21 protein-coding genes and 1 pseudogene are annotated in these 22,352 nt (G+C 62.4%); 13 read left to right on the plus strand and 9 right to left on the minus strand.

Features of this window, described 5'->3' with window-relative positions:
• Positions 1 to 214: 214 nt before the first annotated feature.
• The 4 genes from purM (at position 215) to HGO40_RS18520 (ending at position 3,216) form a co-directional block, all read left to right on the plus strand.
• Positions 215 to 1,273 (plus strand): phosphoribosylformylglycinamidine cyclo-ligase, encoded by a 1,059-nt coding sequence (gene purM, locus HGO40_RS18505; protein WP_250964189.1) that lies wholly within the window; start codon positions 215 to 217, stop codon positions 1,271 to 1,273.
• Positions 1,273 to 1,923 (plus strand): phosphoribosylglycinamide formyltransferase, encoded by a 651-nt coding sequence (purN, locus tag HGO40_RS18510; protein ID WP_186707015.1) that lies wholly within the window; start codon positions 1,273 to 1,275, stop codon positions 1,921 to 1,923. The genes purM and purN overlap by 1 nt, the downstream gene beginning before the upstream one ends.
• Positions 1,924 to 1,931: 8 nt before the next feature.
• Complete coding sequence (locus HGO40_RS18515; protein WP_186707016.1) at positions 1,932 to 2,645, plus strand: DUF3108 domain-containing protein; 714 nt, start codon at positions 1,932 to 1,934, stop codon at positions 2,643 to 2,645.
• Between the two features lie 376 nt (positions 2,646 to 3,021).
• Entirely contained in the window at positions 3,022 to 3,216 is a 195-nt protein-coding gene (locus tag HGO40_RS18520; protein ID WP_186707017.1) for a hypothetical protein, read from the plus strand.
• A gap of 138 nt (positions 3,217 to 3,354) precedes the next feature.
• Here the strand turns inward: HGO40_RS18520 and HGO40_RS18525 are convergent, their stop codons facing one another.
• The 5 genes and pseudogenes from HGO40_RS18525 to cysM form a co-directional block, all read right to left on the minus strand.
• Positions 3,355 to 3,894: a DUF2058 domain-containing protein gene (locus tag HGO40_RS18525; protein ID WP_053124301.1), complete on the minus strand. Its 540-nt coding sequence runs from the start codon at positions 3,892 to 3,894 to the stop codon at positions 3,355 to 3,357.
• Positions 3,895 to 3,920: 26 nt separating this feature from the next.
• Positions 3,921 to 4,754, minus strand: a pseudogene (mazG, locus tag HGO40_RS18530) (nucleoside triphosphate pyrophosphohydrolase).
• A 135-nt stretch (positions 4,755 to 4,889) separates the two neighbouring features.
• Positions 4,890 to 7,136, minus strand: coding sequence for a GTP diphosphokinase (gene relA / locus HGO40_RS18535; protein ID WP_250964190.1), 2,247 nt, complete (start codon positions 7,134 to 7,136; stop codon positions 4,890 to 4,892).
• A 101-nt stretch (positions 7,137 to 7,237) separates the two neighbouring features.
• Positions 7,238 to 8,608 (minus strand): 23S rRNA (uracil(1939)-C(5))-methyltransferase RlmD, encoded by a 1,371-nt coding sequence (gene rlmD / locus HGO40_RS18540; RefSeq protein WP_250964191.1) that lies wholly within the window; start codon positions 8,606 to 8,608, stop codon positions 7,238 to 7,240.
• Positions 8,608 to 9,510 (minus strand): cysteine synthase CysM, encoded by a 903-nt coding sequence (gene cysM / locus HGO40_RS18545; protein ID WP_250964192.1) that lies wholly within the window; start codon positions 9,508 to 9,510, stop codon positions 8,608 to 8,610. Before cysM ends, rlmD begins: the two co-directional genes overlap by 1 nt.
• Before the next feature lie 814 nt (positions 9,511 to 10,324).
• Here cysM and HGO40_RS18550 point away from each other — a divergent pair.
• The 4 genes from HGO40_RS18550 (at position 10,325) to HGO40_RS18565 (ending at position 15,301) form a co-directional block, all read left to right on the plus strand.
• Positions 10,325 to 13,075, plus strand: a complete 2,751-nt coding sequence (locus tag HGO40_RS18550; protein WP_250964193.1) for a response regulator — start codon at positions 10,325 to 10,327, stop codon at positions 13,073 to 13,075.
• A gap of 191 nt (positions 13,076 to 13,266) precedes the next feature.
• Positions 13,267 to 14,256, plus strand: coding sequence for a 2-hydroxyacid dehydrogenase (locus HGO40_RS18555; protein WP_250964194.1), 990 nt, complete (start codon positions 13,267 to 13,269; stop codon positions 14,254 to 14,256).
• 206 nt (positions 14,257 to 14,462) lie between these two features.
• Positions 14,463 to 14,897 carry a hypothetical protein gene (locus tag HGO40_RS18560; RefSeq protein WP_003204688.1) on the plus strand — a complete coding sequence of 145 codons (435 nt, stop codon included), beginning with the start codon at positions 14,463 to 14,465 and terminating at the stop codon, positions 14,895 to 14,897.
• Positions 14,897 to 15,301 (plus strand): META domain-containing protein, encoded by a 405-nt coding sequence (locus HGO40_RS18565; RefSeq protein ID WP_186707027.1) that lies wholly within the window; start codon positions 14,897 to 14,899, stop codon positions 15,299 to 15,301. Before HGO40_RS18560 ends, HGO40_RS18565 begins: the two co-directional genes overlap by 1 nt.
• 212 nt (positions 15,302 to 15,513) lie before the next feature.
• Here HGO40_RS18565 and HGO40_RS18570 read toward each other — a convergent pair whose 3' ends face one another.
• Complete coding sequence (locus HGO40_RS18570; RefSeq protein ID WP_250964195.1) at positions 15,514 to 15,981, minus strand: TlpA family protein disulfide reductase; 468 nt, start codon at positions 15,979 to 15,981, stop codon at positions 15,514 to 15,516.
• Between the two features lie 114 nt (positions 15,982 to 16,095).
• Between HGO40_RS18570 and arsC the strand changes: the two genes are divergently transcribed.
• Genes arsC through HGO40_RS18585 form a run of 3 tightly spaced genes read left to right on the plus strand, consistent with a single transcriptional unit; the run spans position 16,096 to position 17,469 of the window.
• Positions 16,096 to 16,449 (plus strand): arsenate reductase (glutaredoxin), encoded by a 354-nt coding sequence (gene arsC / locus HGO40_RS18575; RefSeq protein WP_250964196.1) that lies wholly within the window; start codon positions 16,096 to 16,098, stop codon positions 16,447 to 16,449.
• Entirely contained in the window at positions 16,446 to 17,051 is a 606-nt protein-coding gene (gene wrbA / locus HGO40_RS18580) for an NAD(P)H:quinone oxidoreductase (RefSeq protein WP_207965678.1), read from the plus strand. The genes arsC and wrbA overlap by 4 nt, the downstream gene beginning before the upstream one ends.
• Entirely contained in the window at positions 17,044 to 17,469 is a 426-nt protein-coding gene (locus HGO40_RS18585) for a DUF2069 domain-containing protein (protein ID WP_250964197.1), read from the plus strand. The genes wrbA and HGO40_RS18585 overlap by 8 nt, the downstream gene beginning before the upstream one ends.
• A gap of 99 nt (positions 17,470 to 17,568) precedes the next feature.
• Here the strand turns inward: HGO40_RS18585 and HGO40_RS18590 are convergent, their stop codons facing one another.
• Positions 17,569 to 18,243 (minus strand): DNA-3-methyladenine glycosylase I, encoded by a 675-nt coding sequence (locus tag HGO40_RS18590; RefSeq protein WP_250964198.1) that lies wholly within the window; start codon positions 18,241 to 18,243, stop codon positions 17,569 to 17,571.
• Between the two features lie 67 nt (positions 18,244 to 18,310).
• Complete coding sequence (gene ttcA / locus HGO40_RS18595) at positions 18,311 to 19,135, minus strand: tRNA 2-thiocytidine(32) synthetase TtcA (RefSeq protein ID WP_003178962.1); 825 nt, start codon at positions 19,133 to 19,135, stop codon at positions 18,311 to 18,313.
• 395 nt (positions 19,136 to 19,530) lie between these two features.
• Here ttcA and HGO40_RS18600 point away from each other — a divergent pair, with 395 nt between their 5' ends.
• Together HGO40_RS18600 and HGO40_RS18605 are read left to right on the plus strand one after the other, a co-directional pair.
• Positions 19,531 to 20,133 (plus strand): Yip1 family protein, encoded by a 603-nt coding sequence (locus HGO40_RS18600; protein WP_039591896.1) that lies wholly within the window; start codon positions 19,531 to 19,533, stop codon positions 20,131 to 20,133.
• A gap of 148 nt (positions 20,134 to 20,281) precedes the next feature.
• Entirely contained in the window at positions 20,282 to 20,776 is a 495-nt protein-coding gene (locus HGO40_RS18605) for a SprT family zinc-dependent metalloprotease (protein ID WP_250964199.1), read from the plus strand.
• Between the two features lie 120 nt (positions 20,777 to 20,896).
• Here the strand turns inward: HGO40_RS18605 and HGO40_RS18610 are convergent, their stop codons facing one another.
• Positions 20,897 to 22,078 (minus strand): CaiB/BaiF CoA transferase family protein, encoded by a 1,182-nt coding sequence (locus tag HGO40_RS18610; protein WP_250964200.1) that lies wholly within the window; start codon positions 22,076 to 22,078, stop codon positions 20,897 to 20,899.
• Positions 22,079 to 22,352: the final 274 nt, after the last annotated feature.

The raw sequence follows: 22,352 nt of genomic DNA on the forward strand, positions 1-22,352 counted from the left end.
CGTTGCGCAGTACCAATATAAGAAATATCGGATTTTTTCCGTGGATTATGTCCCTGCCCGTCGGCGCGAGGATGGCCGCTGCCCCTCAAGCCTGATAAAATCGCGCGCCTTCGCAGACCGGCAATGGCTGGGCTCCCGGAATAATTCGTACAACGGTTATTCAATGGCCCCGGCGTCGGTCGTTACCCAGAAATCCCCCCTAAAGGCCTGGATCATGAGCAAGCAACCCTCCCTGAGCTACAAGGTCGCCGGTGTAGACATCGACGCCGGTGAAGCATTGGTCGAACGCATCAAGAGCGTCGCCAAGCGCACTGCGCGTCCGGAAGTCATGGGCGGCCTGGGCGGTTTCGGCGCCCTCTGCGAGATCCCGGCCGGCTACAAGCAACCGGTCCTGGTCTCCGGCACCGATGGCGTCGGCACCAAGCTGCGCCTGGCTCTGAACCTGAACAAGCACGACAGCATCGGCATCGACCTGGTGGCCATGTGCGTGAACGACCTGGTGGTCTGCGGCGCCGAGCCGCTGTTCTTCCTTGACTACTACGCCACCGGCAAACTGAACGTCGACACCGCCGCCCAGGTCGTGACCGGCATCGGCGCCGGCTGCGAACTGTCCGGCTGCTCCCTGGTCGGCGGCGAACCCGCTGAAATGCCCGGCATGTACGAAGGCGAAGACTACGACCTGGCCGGCTTCTGCGTCGGCGTCGTGGAGAAAGCCGAGATCATCGACGGCTCGAAAGTCGCCGCCGGCGATGCCTTGCTCGCCCTGCCGTCCTCCGGCCCGCACTCCAACGGCTACTCGCTGATCCGCAAGATCATCGAAGTCTCGGGTGCCGACATTGAAAACACCCAGCTCGACGGCAAGCCGCTGGCCGACCTGCTGATGGCCCCGACCCGTATCTACGTCAAGCCGCTGCTCAAGCTGATCAAAGACACCGGCGCCGTCAAGGCCATGGCCCATATCACCGGCGGTGGCCTGCTGGACAACATCCCGCGCGTGCTGCCAAAAGGCGCCCAGGCCGTGGTCGCCGTGGCGAGCTGGACCCGCCCGGCCGTGTTCGACTGGCTGCAAGAGAAAGGCAACGTCGATGAAACCGAAATGCACCGCGTGCTGAACTGCGGCGTGGGCATGGTCATCTGCGTGGCCCAGGAGCACGTCGAGACCGCCCTGAACGTCCTGCGTGAAGCCGGCGAGCAGCCTTGGGTCATCGGCCAGATCGCCACCGCGGCGGAAGGCGCAGCACAGGTCGAGCTGCAAAACCTTAAGGCGCACTGATGTCCGCAACCTGTGACGTGGTGGTGCTGCTGTCCGGCACCGGCAGTAACTTGCAGGCCTTGATCGACAGCACGCGGGCCGGCGACAGCCCGGTCCGCATCCGCGCGGTGATTTCCAACCGCGCCGATGCCTACGGCCTGCAACGTGCCAAGGACGCAGGCATCGACACCCGCGTCCTGGATCACAAGGCGTTCGAGGGCCGCGAAGCCTTCGACGCCGCGCTGATCGAACAGATCGACACCTTCAATCCGCAACTGGTCGTACTCGCTGGTTTCATGCGCATCCTCAGCGCTGGCTTCGTGCGTCACTACCAGGGCCGCCTGTTCAATATCCACCCGTCGCTGCTGCCCAAATACAAAGGGTTACACACTCACCAGCGCGCGCTGGAGGCCGGAGACACTGAGCACGGCTGCTCTGTGCACTTCGTCACCGAGGAACTCGATGGCGGACCACTGGTCGTACAGGCAGTAATACCGGTAGAGTTGCACGACACGCCGCAAAGCCTGGCGCAACGGGTTCACGCCCGCGAGCACCAGATCTACCCGATGGCCGTGCGTTGGTTTGCCGAAGGAAGGCTGACCCTCGACGATCGCGGTGCCTCACTGGACGGCCAGTTGCTCGCCGCCAGCGGCCATTTGATTCGATACTAGGAGATTTTATGCGTCGCGCCCTGCTCTTCGCTTGCGCTCTGCTTGCCTTGCCCCTGGCACAGGCCGCAGACCTTCAACCGTTCTCCGCCAGCTACACCGCCGACTGGAAGCAGCTGCCCATGAGCGGCACTGCCGAGCGCAGCCTGACCAAGGAAGCCAACGGCACCTGGAAGCTGAGCTTCAAGGCTTCGATGATGATCGCCAGCCTGACCGAAGAAAGTACCCTGACCCTGGACAAGGACACCCTGCTGCCACAGTCCTACCACTTCGAACGCGGTGGCCTGGGCAAGGCCAAGAAGGCCGACCTGGACTTCGACTGGAACACCAAGATGGTCACCGGCACCGATCGCGGTGACGCAGTCAAGCTGCCGCTCAACCGTGGCATGGTCGACAAATCCACTTACCAGTTGGCCCTGCAGCATGACGTGGCCGCCGGCAAGAAAAGCATGAGCTACCAGGTCGTGGACGATGGCGAGATCGATACCTATGACTTCCGCGTCCTGGGCTCGGAGAAGGTCGACACCAAGGCCGGCCAGATCGATGCGATCAAGGTCGAGCGCGTGCGCGACCCGACACAAAGCAAGCGCATCACCGTGCTCTGGTTCGCCAAGGACTGGGACTACCTGCTGGTGCGCCTGCAACAGGTCGAGACCGACGGCAAGGAGTACAACATCATGCTCCAGGACGGTACGGTCAACGGCAAGGCTGTGAAGGGCAGCTGATCGACGACAATAACAACAAGCCCCGCCGATGCGGGGCTTTTTATTTGCCAAGACTTCATGACCACCCAATGACCCTGTGGGAGCGAGCTTGCTCGCGATAGCGCCGGATCAGCCAACTCCACTATCAACTGACACACTGCTATCGCGAGCAAGCTCGCTCCCACAGGTTTTATTTGCGCTCACGCCTGGCAACATGAAACCTTCTTCATGAACGCCACCTGCGACCGAATGCCGCGCACCGCCAGGCCTGCAGGATTGTTGCACTTCCCATGAAATCTTCTTAACGAACCGGGGCATTTACTTAGCACGCTATCCAAACCTATAACAAAGTCCTGCACACGCCTTGCTGCAGATAACAGAGATTGGAGCTTGCAAGATGACTGTGAAAGTAACTGAACGCGACGACGCCCACATGTCCCACGAAGGCATTGCCGCCGGTATCCGGATCTGGGACGTGCATCAACAGGATTTGCTGGTAGGGATGTTCCATTCCGAGACGGACGCCCATAGCTACAGGGCTGAGCTGGAGCGCGAGGAGCGGCAGCGTTCGCGGGAGACCGCGCAATCCTAAAAGCAACACATTCCCTAATGTGGGAGCGAGCCTGCTCGCGAAAGCGGTACATCAGTCAAACAATATTGGCTGATACACCGCCTTCGCGAGCAGGCTCGCTCCCACAGGTTTTCCACAGGTCTTGCGATCAGTTCAGCCTTACCACATCAAATCATCAGGAATCTGATACGCCGCGTACGGATCATCGGCATCCACTTCTTCGGTCTGGGTGTTGAGCTGGACAATGCGCTTGGGGTCGCGCTCCTGGATTTTCAGGGCGGCCTCGCGCGGGATCACTTCGTAGCCACCGGCGTGGTGGACGATCGCCAGGGAGCCACTGCTCAACTTGTTGCGCATCAACGTATTGACCGAGATGCGCTTGACCTTCTTGTCGTCGACGAAGTTGTAGTAGTCCTCGGTAGTCAGCTTCGGCAGGCGCGAGACTTCGATCAATTGCTTGATCTGCGCGGCCCGGGCCTTCTGCTCGACCTTTTCCTGCTGCTGCCGGTTGAGTTCCTGGTCGCGCTTGACCTTTTCGGCCATGGCTTCCTGCGCTGCGCGCTGCTGGGAATCATCCAGTTCGATCTGGCCTTTATGGGCCAGGCGTTGCTGCTTCTGTTTCTCTTTGCCGACCTGCTTGGCCTGCTTTTGGTTGACCAGCCCTGCTTTGAGCAACTGGTCGCGAAGGGAAAGGCTCATGGTGCTTACTCACTTAGGCAACGGCCTCAGCCACAGCTGGGCAAATTCTTTTCCTGACGTTTGGCTTCGCCCCACAAGGCGTCCAACTCTTCGAGGGTGCAATCTTCCATTGGGCGATGGGTGTCGCGCAATGCCTGTTCGATAAATCGGAAGCGTCGCTCGAATTTCCCGTTGGCGTCGCGCAGCGCGGTTTCCGGGTCGACCTTGAGGTGGCGCGCCAGGTTCACCACGCTGAACAGCAGATCGCCGATCTCGTCGCTGATGGCCACCGGATCGTTGTCAGCCATGGCTTCGAGCACTTCATCCAGTTCCTCCCGGACTTTGTCGAGCACCGGCAAGGGCCCCGGCCAATCGAAACCGACCTGGCCGGCACGCTTTTGCAACTTCGCCGAACGGGACAGCGCCGGCAGCGCCGACGGTACATCGTCGAGCAGCGACAATTGCTCGGGCGCCGTGGCCTTCTCAGCCCGTTCCTCTGCCTTGATTTCCTCCCAGCGCTGCTTGACCTGGTCTTCGTTCAGGCGCGGGATGTCCACGGGCGCATACAGGTCACCGGTAGGAAACACATGGGGATGACGGCGAATCAACTTGCGGGTGATGCTGTCGACCACGCCGGCGAATTCGAAGCGGTTTTCTTCCCGGGCCAACTGGCTGTAGTACACCACCTGGAACAACAGGTCGCCCAACTCCCCCTGCAAGTGATCGAAATCGCCGCGCTCGATCGCGTCGGCCACTTCGTAGGCTTCTTCCAGGGTATGGGGGACGATGGTGGCGTAGGTTTGCTTGATGTCCCACGGGCAGCCGTACTACGGGTCCCGCAGGCGATTCATCAGATGGAGCAGGTCTTCGAGGCTGTACATCAATTCATCCCATGACAAAAAACCCTGTGGGAGCGAGCTTGCTCGCGATTGCAGTGTGTCAGATCACCTTGATGCGCCTGATAAACCGCAATCGCGAGCAAGCTTGCTCCCACATTGTTGGACTGTGCCTGACCTTTAGCCCGGCGTCCGGTTACGCCGGGTCTCGATGATGTTCGGCAACTGGGAGATCCGCCCCAGCAACCGTCCCAGCGCATCCAGCCCCGGAATCTCGATGGTCAGGGACATCAGCGCGGTGTTGTCTTCCTTGTTCGAACGCGTGTTCACCGCCAGCACGTTGATCCGCTCGTTCAGCAACACCTGGGACACGTCACGCAGCAGACCGGATCGGTCGTAGGCGCGGATGACGATGTCCACCGGGTAGGTGAGCACCGGCTCCGGGCCCCAGCGGACCTGGATGATTCGCTCCGGCTCGCGACCGGCCAGTTGCAGCACCGAAGCGCAGTCCTGGCGGTGAATGCTCACGCCGCGCCCCTGGGTGATGTAGCCGACAATCGCATCCCCCGGCAATGGCTGGCAGCAACCGGCCATCTGGGTCATCAGGTTGCCCACGCCCTGGATCTGGATATCGCCGCGCTTGCCCGGCTTGTAGCCGGTGGCCTTGCGCGGGATCAGCTCCAATTGCTCGTTGCCCCGCTCCGGCTCCACCAGTTGCTGGGCCAGGTTGACCAACTGCGCCAGGCGCAGATCGCCAGCACCCAGCGCGGCAAACATGTCCTCGGCGGTCTTCATGTTGGCTTTTTCGGCCAGCTTGTCGAAATCCACCTGCGGCAGGCCCAGGCGACCGAGTTCACGCTCGAGCAGGGTCTTGCCGGCGGCGACGTTCTGGTCGCGGGCCTGCAATTTGAACCAGTGGACGATTTTCGCCCGCGCCCGGGATGTAGTGATGTACCCCAGGTTCGGGTTCAGCCAGTCGCGGCTCGGCGTACCGTGCTTGCTGGTGCTGATCTCGACCTGTTCACCGGTCTGCAGACTGTAGTTGAGCGGCACGATCCGCCCGTTGATCTTGGCGCCACGGCAGTTGTGGCCGATCTCGGTGTGGACGCGGTAGGCGAAGTCCAGCGGTGTCGCGCCCGTGGGCAGGTCGATGGCGTGGCCGTCGGGGGTGAAGATGTAGACCCGGTCCGGCTCGATGTCGACGCGCAGCTGTTCAGCCAGGCCACCGATGTCGCCCAGTTCCTCATGCCATTCGAGCACCTGGCGCAGCCAGGAGATTTTCTCTTCGTAGTGGGAGGACCCGGACTTGACGTCGGTGCCCTTGTATTTCCAGTGGGCGCAGACGCCCAGCTCGGCTTCCTCGTGCATGGCGTGGGTGCGGATCTGCACTTCCAGGACCTTGCCCTCGGGACCGATCACCGCGGTGTGCAGCGAGCGATAGCCGTTTTCCTTGGGGTTGGCGATGTAGTCGTCGAACTCCTTCGGAATGTGCCGCCACAAGGTGTGGACGATCCCCAGCGCGGTGTAGCAGTCGCGCATTTCCGGGACCAGTACGCGAACGGCGCGAACGTCATAGATCTGGCTGAATTCCAGGCCCTTGCGCTGCATTTTTCGCCAGATCGAGTAAATGTGCTTGGCCCGGCCACTGATGTCGGCTTCGACGCCGGTGGCCTGCAATTCTTCGCGCAACTGGGTCATCACGTCGGTGATGAAGCGCTCGCGATCCAGCCGCCGCTCATGCAACAGCTTGGCGATCTGTTTGTATTGATCGGGTTCCAGGTAGCGGAAGGACAGGTCCTCCAGCTCCCACTTGATGTGACCGATGCCGAGACGGTGGGCCAGGGGCGCATAGATGTCGAACCCCTCCCGGGCGACGCGATTGCGCTTTTCGTCATCGGCGGACTTCACCGCGCGGATCGCACAGGTGCGTTCGGCCAGCTTGATCAGCGCGACGCGCACGTCGTCGACCATCGCCACCAGCATCTTGCGCAGGTTTTCCACCTGGCCCTGGGTGCCCAGCACCATGGACTGGCGCGGGCTGAGGCTGGCACTGATGGCCGCCATGCGCAGCACGCCGTCGATCAACTTGGCCACCACGGTGCCGAAGCGCTGGCTGACCACCGGTAGCTGGATCTGCCCTTCGCGCACGCCGCGGTACAGCACCGCCGCTACCAGGGAGTCCTGGTCGAGCTTGAGGTCAGCGAGAATTTCGGCGATCTCCAGGCCCGTCTGGAAACTCGAGGTGCCTTCGGACCAGAGGTTCTTCGCCGCGTTGTGTTGCTGTTCCGCCTCGCGCGCAAACTCGCAGGCGGCCTTCAAGGCTTCGCGATCCAGTGCCATGTCGACGCTGACCGCATGATCGAGCCAAGCCTCGAGATTGATACTGCCGTCGGTGTTGATCGGCTGGTGTGCTCTCACCTGTACCATCTTTACTTACCTTCCCTACGACGCAGATTCAATGCGTCAACTTCGCTGACCTTCGCTGTCCGTGTTTCCGCCCAGGGCTGTGGCGGGTTGGCACGAACGGGTCAGTCGGACAAGCCATCCTGGCTCGCTTCAAATAACGCCATGGCCTCGACATGCGCCGTTTGAGGAAACATATCGAGAATCCCGGCACGTTTTAACCGGTAGCCCTGCTTGATCAGTTCGACCGTATCCCGGGCCAAAGTTGCCGGGTTGCACGATACATAAACCAACCGTTTGGCCCCCAGGGACGACAGCTTGCGCACCACCTCGAAAGCACCGTCACGGGGTGGGTCCAAGAGTACCGCAGAAAAGCCTTCGCCGATCCATTCGGCATCCGCCAGAGGCTGGGATAAATCGGCCTGAAAAAAGGCAGTGTTATTCAAATTGTTGCTGACGGCATTGGCCGCCGCGCGGTCCACCATGGTTTGCACGCCTTCGACAGCCACCACCTGGCGCACGTTCTTGGCCAGCGGCAAGGCAAAGTTGCCCAAGCCGCAGAACAGATCCAGCACCCGCTCCTCGGGGCGGGGCGCCAACCATTGCAACGCTTGGGCGATCATCGCCTCGTTGACGCCGGCGTTCACCTGGATGAAATCCCCGGGCCGGTACGCCAGCTCAAGGTCCCAGGCATCCAGGCGAAACCCCAGCGCCTGTCCGGGTTCGACCGGTTGCGGCTCACCTTCACCGTGCAGCCACAACTGGGCCTCATGAAACGCGCAGAAATCCTTGAGGATCGTCAGGTCGGCCTCCGACAGCGGCGCCATATGGCGCAGCAATACCGCGAGGGACGAACCGGCGAACAATTCCACATGCCCCAGCGCCTGGGGTTTGCTCAAGCGTCGCAGCATCTCCGGCAGGCGGCTCATGATCGGCTGCAAGGGCTGTACCAGCACCGGGCAATCACCGATGGCGACAATGTCCTGGCTTGCGACGGCGCGGAACCCCACTTCGAGCTTTTTCGCTTTCTGGTCCCAACGCACCGCCGCCCGGGCGCGACGTCGGTAACCGAATTCAGGCCCGCTCAACGGCGCGGCCCATTCTTGCGGCTCAACCCCAGCCACGCGCGACAACTGCTCGGCGAGCATGCGCTGTTTCAGGGCGAGTTGTTCGTCATGGGGCAAATGCTGGACGCTGCATCCGCCGCAACGACCGGCATGGACACACGGCGCTGGGCGGCGCAGTTCACTGGGCAGGAACACACGCTCGGTGCGCGCCTCGACCACTTTGCCATGGGCACCGAGCACCCGCGCCTCGACCTCTTCACCGGCCAGGGCACCGATGACGAACCAGGTCCGCCCGTCGACAAACGCAATGCCCCGGCCATCGTTGGCCAGGCGCTCAATGGTCAAGCGCTGCTTTTTACCGGTGGGCACTTGCGGGGCCCGGCTTCCGCCGCTGGGCTGGAAGCGCAGGCCTCTCTCTTGCTTGGCCATCAGTTGGGCGCGTCGAAAATGCCGGTCGACAGGTAACGGTCGCCACGGTCACAGATAATCGCGACGATCACCGCATGCTCCACTTCCTTGGACAGGCGCAGCATCCCCGCCACGGCACCGCCCGAAGACACGCCGCAGAAGATGCCTTCTTCACGCGCCAGGCGACGGGTCACATCCTCGGCTTCGCTCTGGGCCATGTCGATGATGCGGTCCACGCGGTCGGCCTGGTAGATCTTCGGCAGATACTCTTCGGGCCAGCGACGAATGCCCGGTATGGCCGAGCCTTCCATCGGCTGCAGGCCGATGATCTGCACGTTCGGATTCTGTTCTTTCAGGTAGCGCGAGGTGCCCATGATGGTGCCGGTGGTGCCCATCGAGCTGACGAAATGGGTGATCGTGCCGTCGGTCTGGCGCCAGATCTCAGGGCCAGTGGTGGTGTAGTGGGCCTCGGGATTGTCGCCGTTGGCGAACTGATCCAACACCTTGCCACGCCCCTCGGCCTGCATGCGCTCGGCCAGGTCCCGGGCGCCTTCCATGCCCTCCTCCTGAGTCACCAGGATCAACTCGGCGCCATAGGCCGTCATCGCCGCCTTGCGCTCGGCGCTGGAGTTATCGGGCATGATCAGGATCATCTTGTAACCCTTGATCGCCGCCGCCATCGCCAAGGCAATCCCGGTATTGCCGGAAGTCGCCTCGATCAGCGTATCGCCAGGCCGGATCTGCCCGCGCAATTCACCACGGGTGATCATCGACAACGCCGGCCGGTCCTTGACCGAGCCCGCCGGGTTGTTCCCTTCGAGCTTGAGCAAAAGCGTATTGGTGGTCTCGCCGGGCAAGCGCTGCAAGCGGACCAGCGGAGTGTTGCCGACGCAATCGGCGATGGTGGGGTACTGCAAAGTCATGGCGTATTCGCAATCCGGGCTGCGGGGGCGCCTATCATACCGGCAAACCCGGCAAGGCCATATCACGCAAAGTAAGGGGGTTATGGCTTATGGGAATAAGCGAGGCGTGTGCTGCTTTGCGGGGGAGCTTGATCACTCGCCACCGGATCCTCGCGCGCGCGGAATGCTCAGGCTCGTGGAGTCGATTCGGTACACCACGCAGTCCTTTTCCTACAGACCCTAGCGCTCAAATCGCCGATGCATTCTGTTGTAAGCATCGTCTGTAAGCACTCCTCCTGCCTGTTTGTGGGCTCTTTCCTTTTGTATTGATGACCAAGCAGTCAGGAGTATCTGGCTTTGCTCCGTGTTCTCTAAGTTGTACCGCTAAACGTATTAGTAGATGTGAGCAATAACGATGGTCGACGCGAAACAAAAGGATCCACAACCCAGCACCCGGCGCGCTTGCGGGCAACGCTTGCGCAACCTATTGGAAGAGTACGGCATCTCTCCCTCAGGGTTTGCCAAGGTGCTCGGTATCAGCCCGCAATGCCTGACGAACTGGAGCACGCGGGGTATACCTCGACAGCGGGTGGAGCCATTGGCACGGTTGCTGAGTGTCAGTGAAGTGTGGCTGGTGACTGGGGAGGGTGAGCGGGCAGGAGACAGGCGTCGGGAGGTAGAACAGAATCAAACGGGTTTCCAGGGTTGAGCCTGGCGATGCACAGCGGACACGAATTTTCCAAAGATCACCCGCCCGCAAATCGCTACACTGCGCAGGTGGTGCGCGCCGGATGCGCGCACAGTTCAATCAGACCGCTGGATGCAGGAGACAAGTGTGCTCAAGAAACTGGGAATCAAAGGCCGTGTGCTGTTGCTGACCCTGTTGCCGACCAGCCTGATGGCGCTGGTCCTGGGCGGCTATTTCACTTGGATGCAGCAAGCGGACCTGCATGCCCAGTTGCTGCAACGGGGCGAGATGATCGCCGAACAGTTGGCCCCGCTGGTCGCTCCGGCCATGAGCCGCCAGGACATCGATCTGCTGGAGCGCGTCGCCACCCAGTCCCTCGAGCAGGCGGACGTGCGCGCCGTGACCTTCCTCGCCCCTGACCGCGCGCCGCTGGCCCATGCCGGCCCGACCATGCTCAACCGGGCGCCGGAGGGCAACGGTGCGCAGTTGCTGCAACGCACCGGCAATGACGCCACGCGCTACCTGCTGCCGGTATTCGGCAAGCACCGCAACCTGGCGGGCGAGCTGATCCCCGAAGAGGCCGACCGCCTGCTGGGCTGGGTCGAGCTGGAGTTGTCCCACAGCGGCATGTTGCTGCGCGGTTATCGCAGCCTGTTCGCCAGCCTGTTGCTGATCGGCGCCGGCCTGTGCCTGACCGCGCTGCTGGCCTTGCGCATGGGCCGCACGATCAACCGTCCGCTGAGCCAGATCAAGCAAGCCGTGGCGCAACTCAAGGACGGCCACCTGGAAACGCGCCTGCCACCACTGGGCAGCCAGGAGCTGGATGAGTTGGCCTCGGGCATCAACCGCATGGCCAGCACCTTGCAGAACGCCCAGGAAGAATTGCAGCACAGCATCGACCAGGCCACCGAAGACGTGCGCCAGAACCTGGAAACCATCGAGATCCAAAACATCGAGCTGGACCTGGCCCGTAAGGAAGCGCTGGAAGCGAGCCGGATCAAATCCGAGTTCCTGGCGAACATGAGCCATGAAATCCGCACACCGCTCAACGGCATCCTTGGTTTTACCCACCTGTTGCAGAAAAGCGAACTGACCCCGCGCCAGCTCGACTACCTGGGCACCATCGAGAAATCCGCCGACAGCCTGCTGGGGATCATCAACGAGATCCTCGACTTCTCGAAGATCGAGGCCGGCAAGCTGGTGCTCGACAACATTCCGTTCAACCTGCGGGACCTGCTGCAGGACACCCTGACCATCCTCGCCCCCGCAGCTCACGCCAAGCAGTTGGAACTGGTGAGCCTGGTCTACCGGGACACGCCACTGTCGTTGGTGGGCGATCCGCTGCGCCTCAAGCAGATCCTCACCAACCTGGTGAGCAACGCCATCAAGTTCACCCGCGAGGGCACCATCGTCGCCCGGGCCATGCTCGAGGACGAGCACGAAGACAGCGTGCAGTTGCGCATCAGCATCCAGGACACCGGCATCGGCCTGTCCAGCCAGGACGTGCGGGCACTGTTCCAAGCGTTCAGCCAGGCAGACAACTCACTGTCGCGGCAACCGGGTGGCACCGGGCTGGGGCTGGTGATTTCCAAGCGCCTGGTGGAACAAATGGGTGGCGAGATCGGCGTTGACAGCACACCGGGCGAAGGTTCGGAGTTCTGGATCAGCCTGCGCCTGCCCAAGACCCGTGACGATGCCGAGGACCTGCCGGGCCCGCCATTGCTGGGCCGGCGCGTGGCGGTGTTGGAGAATCATGAACTGGCCCGCCAGGCCCTGCAGCACCAGCTCGAAGACTGCGGCCTGCAAGTGACGCCGTTCAACACCCTGGAGAGCCTGACCAACGGCATCACCGTCGCCCACCAGACCGACCAGGCGATCGATCTGGCCGTGCTGGGCATCACCAGCAACGACATGCCGCCGGAGCGCCTCAACCAGCACATCTGGGACCTTGAGCACCTGGGCTGCAAAGTGCTCGTGCTGTGCCCCACCACCGAACAGACCCTGTACCACCTCTCGGTGCCCAACCCTCACAGTCAGTTGCAGGCCAAGCCGGCCTGCACCCGCAAGTTGCGTCGTTCGCTGTCCGACCTCGTCAACCCGCGCCCGACCCGCAGCGAACCCAGCGAGCCGGTTTCCAGCCGCGCCCCGAAAGTGCTGTGCGTGGACGACAACCCGGCCAACCTGTTGCTGGTGCAGACCCTGCTCGAAGACATGGGCGCCAAGGTGCTGGCGGTGGAAAGCGGCTACGCGGCGGTCAAGGCCGTGCAGAAGGAAACTTTCGACCTAGTGTTGATGGACGTGCAGATGCCGGGCATGGACGGTCGCCAGAGCACCGAGGCGATCCGCCAGTGGGAAAGCGAGCGGCACTGCACGCCGCTGCCGATCGTCGCCCTCACCGCCCATGCCATGGCCAACGAAAAGCGCGCCCTGCTGCAAAGCGGTATGGACGACTACCTGACCAAACCCATCAGCGAACGGCAACTGGCCCAGGTGGTGCTCAAGTGGACCGGCCTGGCCCTGCGCAACCAGTCGCCGGAGCGCAGCAACGATGCCCAGGGTGCCAGCGAGCTGCTGGTGCTCGATCATGAAGAAGGCTTGCGCCTGGCCGCCGGCAAGGCCGACCTGGCGGCGGACATGCTGGCGATGCTGCTGGCGTCCCTGGAAGCCGACCGCGAAGCCATCCGCCAGGCCAGCGAGGCCAACGATCACAACGCCTTGATCGAACGGGTCCACCGCCTGCACGGCGCCACCCGCTACTGCGGCGTGCCGCAATTGCGTGCGGCCTGCCAGCGCAGCGAAACCCTGCTCAAGCAACAGGACCCCAAGGCCGCCGTCGCCTTGGAAGAGTTGGAGCGGGCCATCAATCGCCTGGCCAGCGAGGCGCGTATCAGTGCCTGATCCAGGGCAATATCCTTGGAACCGGAATCGCTGAAAATCCATGCTCCTACCCCGGACTGTAGGAGCTGCCGAGCGAAGCGAGGCTGCGATCTTTTGATCTTTCACTTGCAATTCAATGGTCAGCGCAAAGATCGCAGCCTCGTTGCACTCGACAGCTCCTACGGGCTTGTTTTTTCTGCCAGGAGGCCGCCATGCGCGTGATTTTTTTCAGCAGCCAGACCTACGACCGCGACAGTTTCACCCAGGCCTCGACACCCGCCGGCCTTCAGTTGCAGTTCCAGCCCGCCCGCCTGAACCTGGATACCGTGGCCCTGGCCGAACGGCATGACGTGGTGTGCGCCTTCATCAACGATGACCTCAGCGCCCCGGTGCTGGAGCGGCTGGCCGCAGGCGGCACGCGACTGATCGCCCTGCGCTCGGCCGGCTACAACCACGTCGACCTGCTCGCCGCCAAGCGCCTGGGCTTGAGCATCGTCCGGGTCCCGGCCTATTCGCCTCACGCCGTGGCCGAACATGCCGTGGCGTTGATCATGGCCCTCAATCGTTGCCTGCACCGCGCCTACAACCGCACCCGGGACGGCAATTTCAGTCTCCATGGGCTGACCGGCTTCGACCTGGTGGGCAAGACCGTCGGGGTGATCGGCACTGGGCAGATTGGCGCTACGTTCGCACGGATCATGGCCGGTTTCGGCTGCCAGTTGCTGGCCTACGACCCCTACCCCAACCCGCAGGTCGAAGCCTTGGGCGCCCGCTATTTGCCCTTGGACGAATTGCTGGCGCAAGCACAGATCATCAGCCTGCACTGCCCACTGAACGAACAGAGCCGACACCTGATCAACGCCCGAACGCTGGCCGCGATGCAACGCGGCGCCATGCTGATCAACACCGGGCGCGGCGGCCTGGTGGACACACCGGCCCTGATCGCGGCCTTGAAAAGCGGCCAGTTGGGCTACCTGGGCCTGGATGTGTACGAGGAGGAGGCCCAGTTGTTTTTCAAGGACCGCTCAGACCTGCCTTTGCAGGATGACGTGCTGGCACGGCTGCTGACTTTTCCCAACGTGATCGTCACCGCCCACCAGGCGTTCCTGACCCATGAGGCGTTGGCCGCCATTGCCATGACCACCCTGGACAACATCGCCGCCTGGGCGGCTGGCACGCCACAAAACCTGGTAGACAGCTAACCCGAGCCAACACACCCCCTGTGGGAGCGAGCTTGCTCGCGATGGCGGCGGATCAGTCAGTATTCATGTTGACTGGCCCACCGCTATCGCGAGCAAGCTCGCTCCCACAGGGGATGGAGTTTCGTCGGCCCGATCTCCCGATGCCGCCATCGAGACCATCCCAACCCATGCCCCGTGCTAGCATGTCGCGCCTATTTGGAGGACCCATGGCCGAACACGATTTCCGCTACACCCTGATGAACCCGCAGCATACCTTGACCGAAGTCCGCGCCCTGGCGCCGGGCCGCTACCAGGTCACCGGCAATGGCGGTTCGATCCAGGCCAACGATGTGTTGCTCGTCACGCTCAAGGGCAGCAAGGACTTGTCCATGCGGCTGACCGTGGACACCGTGCGGCACCTGCTCAAGCCCATGGGCCAATGGACCGCCATGACCACCGGCCCGGTGTTCGGCGAACTGGCGATCCATACCTGGCAGGTCAACTGCGATAGCTGCGCCAAAGAATTGAGCTTCGAATTCGCCGTCGATGCCAAGCTTGGCGTCAAGGCCGAGAAGCCGGCCGCCACCGCACGAATCGCCGAGCTGGGCTGGACCACCGTGGGTGAAAAACACCTGTGCCCGAAATGCCAGGAAGCCGCCTGATGAAACGTTTGGCCCTCTCCGCGTCGATCGGCATGAGCCTGATGGGGTGTGCCGCTGAACCTGTGCAGTTGCAGCCTAACCGCAGCTACATCCTGGAGTGGATCGGCGAGCGGCCATTGATGGACTACAGCCACCTGACCATCACCCTTGGGGATGACGGCCGCGCCTACGGCAACGGCGGCTGCAACCACTGGTTCGCGCCCTACACCCTGGAAGGCCACCGCTTGAGCTTCGGCAAGATCGGCAGCACCCGCAAACTCTGCGCCCCGGCGGTGATGGAGCAGGAGACGCGCTTCTTGCAGGCCTTGGAAAAGGTCGAACGCTGGGACGTCTCGCCCATCGAGCAAATGCGCTTCTGGCCGGCCCAGGGCAAGCCGTTGCGGTGGTGGCTGGAGGAAGGCTGAGGCCTGAGCCTGCGCAGGGACATGGTTGACCCTGTGGCGAGGGAGCTTGCTCCCGCTGGGCTGCGCAGCGGCCCCCTCCATTCTGTCTGACACATCAACGTGACAGGTACATCTGGGGCCGCTTCGCGGCCCAGCGGGAGCAAGCTCCCTCGCCACAAAAGCTCCCTGTCACAAAGAACCTATATAACCAAACGCCCTATGTCAGTTGGGGATCACTTGAGTGCCTGCAACGCCTCAAGCTTGGCCATCACCCCCGCCGCCGTCTGCTCTCCCAGCAACTGTTCGCGCACCTTGCCCTGGTTGTCGATGATGTAGGTCACCGGCAACCCTTCGCTGCGAGGCAGGTCGAAGATCTCGGCCGGGTCTCGCGCCAGCACCGTGAAGCGAATCCCCATCTTGTCGCTGGCACTCTTGAGTTCTTCGCCCTGCACCTGGTCGAAGTTGACCCCGAACACACCGATGTTGCGCCCCTTGAGCTGTTCGGCGAGGGCATTGAACTCAGGGATCTCGGTGCGGCACGGCGCGCACCACTCCGCCCAGTAGTTGAGCACCAGCCATTGTTTGTCCAGCCGCTGGGAGGCGATAGCCTGGCCGTTCTGGTCCACCCCGTAGTCGTTTCCGCAACCGGCGAGCAACAGGATGCCCATGAATGTCAGTGCCGCCGTCAATCGCCTTGTCATCTGCCAATCCTTGTTTGAATGTGAACGCTGCTGCGACCCTTCGCCTCTCTAAGGTGCTAGGGACTTCGCGGCACAGTAGAATAGCCGCCACCTTACGCAAGATGCGACCCGCTCATGACCGATCAGACGCTTTATCACAACCCGCGCTGCTCGAAATCCCGCGGTGCGCTGGAACTGTTGCAGGCCCGCGGCCTGAACCCGACCGTGGTCCGCTACCTGGAAACTCCGCTCGACGCCGCGCAACTGGAACGCCTGCTGGCCAAGCTCGGCATCAGCGCCCGGCAGTTGCTGCGCACCGGCGAGGACGAATACAAGGACTTGAACCTGGCCGACGAAAGCCTGAGCCAGGACCAGTTGATCGCCGCCATCGCCGCCCACCCGAAACTCATGGAACGGCCGATCCTGGAAGCCGGTGATAAGGCCGTGATCGGCCGTCCGCCGGAAAAGATCCTGGAGATCCTGCCGTGACCACGCCGTATATCCTGGTGTTGTATTACAGCCGCAGCGGCTCCACCAACGAAATGGCCCGGCAGATCGCCCGTGGTGTCGAGCAGGCCGGGCTGGAGGCCAGGCTGCGTACGGTGCCGGCGATTTCCACCGAGTGCGAAGCGGTGTCCCCGGACATTCCGGAGCAAGGCCCGCTCTACGCCAGCCTCGATGACCTGAAGAACTGCGCCGGCCTGGCCCTGGGCAGCCCGACCCGGTTCGGCAACATGGCCGCGCCGCTCAAGTACTTTCTCGACGGCACCAGCAACCTGTGGCTGACCGGCGCGCTGGTGGGCAAGCCGGCCGGGGTTTTCACCTCCACGGCAAGCCTGCATGGCGGCCAGGAAACCACCCTGCTGTCGATGATGTTGCCACTGCTGCACCACGGCATGCTGATCACCGGCCTGCCCTACAGCGAGTCGGCCCTGATCGACACCCAGGGCGGTGGTACGCCCTACGGCCCGAGCCATCACGCCGGGGCCGACGGGAAAAGTGGCTTGAACGAGCATGAAGTCGCCCTCTGCCGCGCCTTGGGTTCGCGCCTGGCGAAAACCGCCCTGTTGCTGGAGAACGGCCGTGGCTAAGAAGCCGAAGATATTGCCTGCGATCCAATGGCTGGAACCGCGCGTACGCCTGGCCCGCGTCCTCAGCCTGCTGTGCTTCTTCGGCCTGGTGGGGTTGCTCAGCGCGTATTACCTGCTGATCGCCGACCTGCACGGCGCCCGGCCCTGGGTGATTCTGCTGATCGAACTGGTGCCGCTGCTGATACTTGCACCCGGCATGCTCAGCGGCAGTGCCCGTGGACATTCGTGGATGTGCTTCGTGGTGAACCTGTATTTCATCAAGGGCGCATTGGCGGCCTATGACCCGAACCGGCAGCTGTTCGGCGTGCTGGAAATGGCGGCGAGCGTGGCCGTGTTCTGCTCGGCCTTGCTGTATGTGCGCTGGCGGTTTCAGTTGAATCGGCGGTTGGCTGGCGAAGGCGAACCCTCCGTTGCCTGATAGGCCGCCATCGCAAGCAAGCTCGCTCCCACACTGGATTTTTGAACGCTGAAAATCCCCTGTGGGAGCGAGCTTGCTCGCGATTGGCGCGACGCGGTCTCAATGATTCACTGTGTAAGCCAGCATCATCGATATCTGCGACATCGGCCGCCCACCGCTTTCTTCATGCCACTGGTTGAAGGCATTCTGCACCGTCGCCAGGTCCCGCAGGCTGGTGGGGACTTTTTCGATGATGTCCTGGGCGTTGAGCGCCGCCACCACGTCATAACTGGGCACGAAGGTGTCCTTGCCCATCATCCGCAAGAAGCGCGGCGCCGACAGGCCGCCCAATTGATGGCCGTGCTTCTTCAGGTAGGTCCACAGGCCAACGATATCGGTCACCGGCCAGTCGGCGACCAGCGCGCCGAAGCTGCCCTTTTCATGGGCCACGTCCAAGATCAACTGCGCGTTGCGCGGTACGCTCTTGAGCTTGCCCAGGTGGCGGATGATCCGCGCGTCCTGCATCAGCCGCTCCAGGTGTTCGGCGCTCATCAGCACGACTTTTTCCGGGTCGAACTTGAAGAACACTTCTTCGAAGGCCGGCCACTTGGCGTCCACCAGGCTGTGCTTGAGCCCGGCGCGGAACACTCGCAGCGCCATGGTCGAGAGGTAGCGGTCGTCGCTGATCTTGCGCAGTTGCGCCGGGGGCTTGGGAACAGGCAGGTGGGCTTCCAGTTCAGCCGCCGAACCGAAGCGGTTCAGCCAGTACTCGTGCAGCCACTTGTAATCGCGCATGCCCTCTCCTGGGTTAAAAAATGAAAACGGCGCTCGCAAGCGCCGTGAATAGACGTCGCTGCGACCGTCAGAGGTTCACCACATTGACGAACCGCGGCGTGGCGTTTTCGTCGATGCGCAGGTTGGTGAAATCGAACAGGTTGCGGTCCGCCAGTTGCGACGGAATGACGTTCTGCAAGCCGCGGAAAATGCTCTCGGTGCGGCCCGGGGTCTTGCGTTCCCATTCCTGGAGCATTTCCTTGACCACCTGGCGTTGCAGGTTTTCCTGGGAGCCGCACAGGTTGCAGGGGATGATCGGGAACTGCTTGAAATCCGAATAGGCCTGGATGTCTTTCTCGTTGCAATAGGCCAGCGGGCGAATGACCACGTTGCGCCCGTCATCGGCACGCAGCTTGGGCGGCATGGCCTTGAGCGAGCCGTTGTAGAACATGTTCAGGAAGAACGTCTCGACGATGTCGTCGCGGTGGTGCCCCAGCGCCATCTTGGTCGCACCGATCTCGTCGGCGAAGGTGTAGAGCGTGCCGCGGCGCAGGCGTGAGCACAGCGAACAGGTGGTCTTGCCTTCGGGAATCAGTTCCTTGACCACCGAATAGGTGTCTTTCTCGACGATGTGGTATTCCACGCCCAGCGACTCAAGGTAGGCCGGCAACACGTGCTCGGGGAACCCGGGCTGCTTCTGATCCATGTTCACCGCGACGATGTCGAACTTGATCGGCGCCACCTTCTGCAAATGCATCAGCACGTCGAGCAAGGTGTAGCTGTCCTTGCCGCCGGACAGGCAGACCATGACCTTGTCGCCGTCCTCGATCATGTTGAAATCGGCGACCGCCTCACCGGCCAGGCGGCGCAGGCGCTTTTGCAGTTTGTTCTGGTTGACCGTAAGAGTGCCCATGACGCGAAATCCGTGAGGTGTGACGAAAGGCCGGCATTTTACGCAAAAAATCCCCGCTGTGGCACGGCCCTTGTGGCGAGGGAGCTTGCTCCCGCTCGGCTGCGAAGCAGACGTCACCAGGACGGCCCCAGAGGGTCGCTTCGCAACCCAGCGGGAGCAAGCTCCCTCGCCACAGGGGAATCTGTTCGCCAGCGAAATTGTGCATACAGATCAAGCCGCGATTAACCGGTCCCGCTACAGCGCGATTTGCTCTAAGCCCCCCATCCCCCTCGGGGTAACTCCTTTCTATACTGCGGCATAAGGTCGCACACACTTACAGACCTTCACTTACCCGGCCACTTGGCCCGTAGGCGCTCCGTTGGGGGGCGATGGCAATAACAAAGGAGTGACTGACTATGATCCATCATGTCGTGGGGCTCTTTACCCACCCTGATCAAGAATGGAAAGAAATCCGTGGCGATCAGGAGGAAAGCATCAGCCACATGTACCTCACCCACACGCTGATCCTGGCGGCCATTCCCGCGGTTTCGGCGTTCATTGGCACCACGCAGGTGGGATGGGTCATCGGCAATCGTCCACCGGTCATGCTCACGCAGGAAAGCGCGCTGTGGATGACCATCATGTCGTACCTGGCCATGTTGGGCGGCGTGGCGGTCATGGGGGCCTTCATCCACTGGATGGCGCGCACCTATGACGCCAATCCGAGCCTGGCCCGTTGCGTTGCGTTCGCCACCTACACCGCGACCCCTTTGTTCATCGGCGGCCTCGCGGCGCTCTACCCGCACATGTGGCTGGGGATGATCGTTGGCACGGCAGCAATCTGCTACACGGTCTACCTGTTGTACGTCGGCTTGCCGACGTTCATGAACATTCCCCAGGACGAAGGTTTTCTGTTTTCCAGCTCGGTGCTCGCCGTCGGCCTGGTGGTGCTGGTGGCCATCATGGCGTTCACAGTGATCGTCTGGGGGCTGGGCGTCGGCCCGGTCTATACCAACTGACGTAGCGCCCTCCCATAAAAAAGCAGGATCTGCCGACACAGGCCGCCGCAAGGCGGCCTTCCTGTGTGCGAAACGACCATTGGGCACCTGGACGATTCGCAACGGCCGGCGCTTGCGGCATACTCGGGCTTCTGGAGACCCGTAAAGCATGCTCGAGCAACTCAATACCCGCGTCGAAGAGTGTTACCAACAAGCCGAAGCCTTTTTCAAACGTCCTTTCAAACGCCCGGTGGTCAGCTTCAAATTGCGCGGCCAGAAGGCCGGTGTCGCGCACCTGCATGAAAATCTGCTGCGCTTCAATCCTCAGTTGTACCGGGAAAATGCCGAGGACTTCCTCAAGCAGACCGTCGCCCACGAAGTCGCGCACCTGATCGCCCACCAACTGTTTGGCGACCGTATCCAAGCCCATGGCGAGGAATGGCAGCTGATCATGCGCGGGGTGTACGAACTGCCGCCCAACCGTTGCCACACCTACGAAATCAAACGCCGCAGCGTGACCCGCTATATCTATAAATGCCCTTGCGACGGCAGCGACTTTCCGTTCACGGCCCAGCGCCACAGCCTGGTGCGCCAGGGGCGGCGGTATTTGTGCCGCAGCTGTCGCGGTACCTTGGTGTTCAGTGGGGAGACTCGAGTCGAATAGCGATTTTTTGTAGTGCTTGGACTGGCCCCTTCGCGAGCAAGCTCGCTCCCACAGGGGTTTTGTGATCGCCGAAGATCCAATGTGGGAGCGAGCTTGCTCGCGAAGGGGGCCGGAGAGGCGCTACAAACCCCCCCCGCGCGTAAGCACCGGGTCGATCCGCTCAACACTGAACCCCAACGCCCCCAACACCTGATCCGTATGCGCCCCCAGCCTCGCCCCTATATGCCGAGGCTCGGGCAGCCCTTGGGAAAACTTCAATGGACAGGCCATCTGCGCCTGACTTGAACCCTCCCCACGGGGCACCTGTGTCACCAGTTCCCGAGCCTGTAGCTGCGGATGCCGCACGGCTTCTTCCAGGCTCAACACCGGCTCGACACACGCATCGATCCCGGCAAACAAACTGCACAGCTCGGCGAAATCGCGTTTCTCGAACTCGGCCTGCAACGCCTGCTTGAGGATGTGTTGCTGTTCAGGCTTGGGCGACAACCCCGTGGCCGCCAATTCCGGCCGCCCCAAAGCCTCGCACAACGCCTGCATAAAGGCCGGCTCCAGGCTGCCCACCGACATCCAGCGACCATCACGGGTGCGGTAATAATCATAGAAGCTGCCGCCGTTGAGCATCTGGTTCTCCCAACCCGGTTCCACGCCACAGGCCAGGTAACCGGCGCCGGCCATGGCGTTGAGGCTGAACACGCAGTCGGTCATGCTCACGTCCAGGTGCTGGCCCTGCCCGGTCTGCTGACGGGCGATGACTGCCGCTAGCAGCCCGATCACGCCGTGCAATGAACCACCGGCGATGTCCGCCGCCTGGATCCCCAGCGGCAACGGCCCGCTGCCGGCACGGCCGGTGTGGCTGGCCAGCCCCGCCAGGGCCAGGTAGTTGATGTCGTGACCGGCACGGTCCTTATAGGGGCCGGTCTGGCCGTAGCCGGTGATCGACACGTAGATCAGCCGCGGATTAATGGCCTTCAAGGTCTCGTAGCCCAGGCCCAGCCGCTCCATCACGCCGGGGCGAAACTGTTCCAGCAGGATGGCGTAGTCCCCCAGCAACTGCGTGACCACCTCCAACGCTTCCGGCTGCTTGAGGTCCAGGGCCAGGCTGCGCTTGTTGCGGTTGAGGTAGGCATGGCTGGCCGATACGCCTTGGTCATGGGGCGGCAGCACCCGCAGCAGGTCTTGGCGGGTCGGCGACTCGACGCGCAACACCTCGGCCCCCAAGTCCGCCAACAACAGCGAGGCGAACGGGCCGGGCAACAGCGTCGAGAAGTCCAGAACCTTGAGCGATGCCAGTGGACCTTGCATGGGCGATCTCCGAGAGGGTGATGGTGAAAGACTAGGCAGGGATGGAGGGTGGGGCAATCACCGGGGGCATCGTTCGGGCTGACCAATCCGCTCAGTCCGGGACCATTGTGGCGAGGGAGCTTGCTCCCGCTGGGTTGCGAAGCAACCCCAATATGTATCTGCCACCGCGTAGCTTCAGGTAATTCGCAGGGGGCCGCTGCGCAGCCCAGCGGGAGCAATCTCTGGCCACAGAAGCGCGCCAGCTTCAAAATCGAGAACCAATAAAAAACCCGCC

This window comes from Pseudomonas sp. CG7 (genome assembly GCF_023701885.1).
Classification (GTDB): Bacteria; Pseudomonadota; Gammaproteobacteria; order Pseudomonadales; family Pseudomonadaceae; genus Aquipseudomonas; species Aquipseudomonas zanjanensis.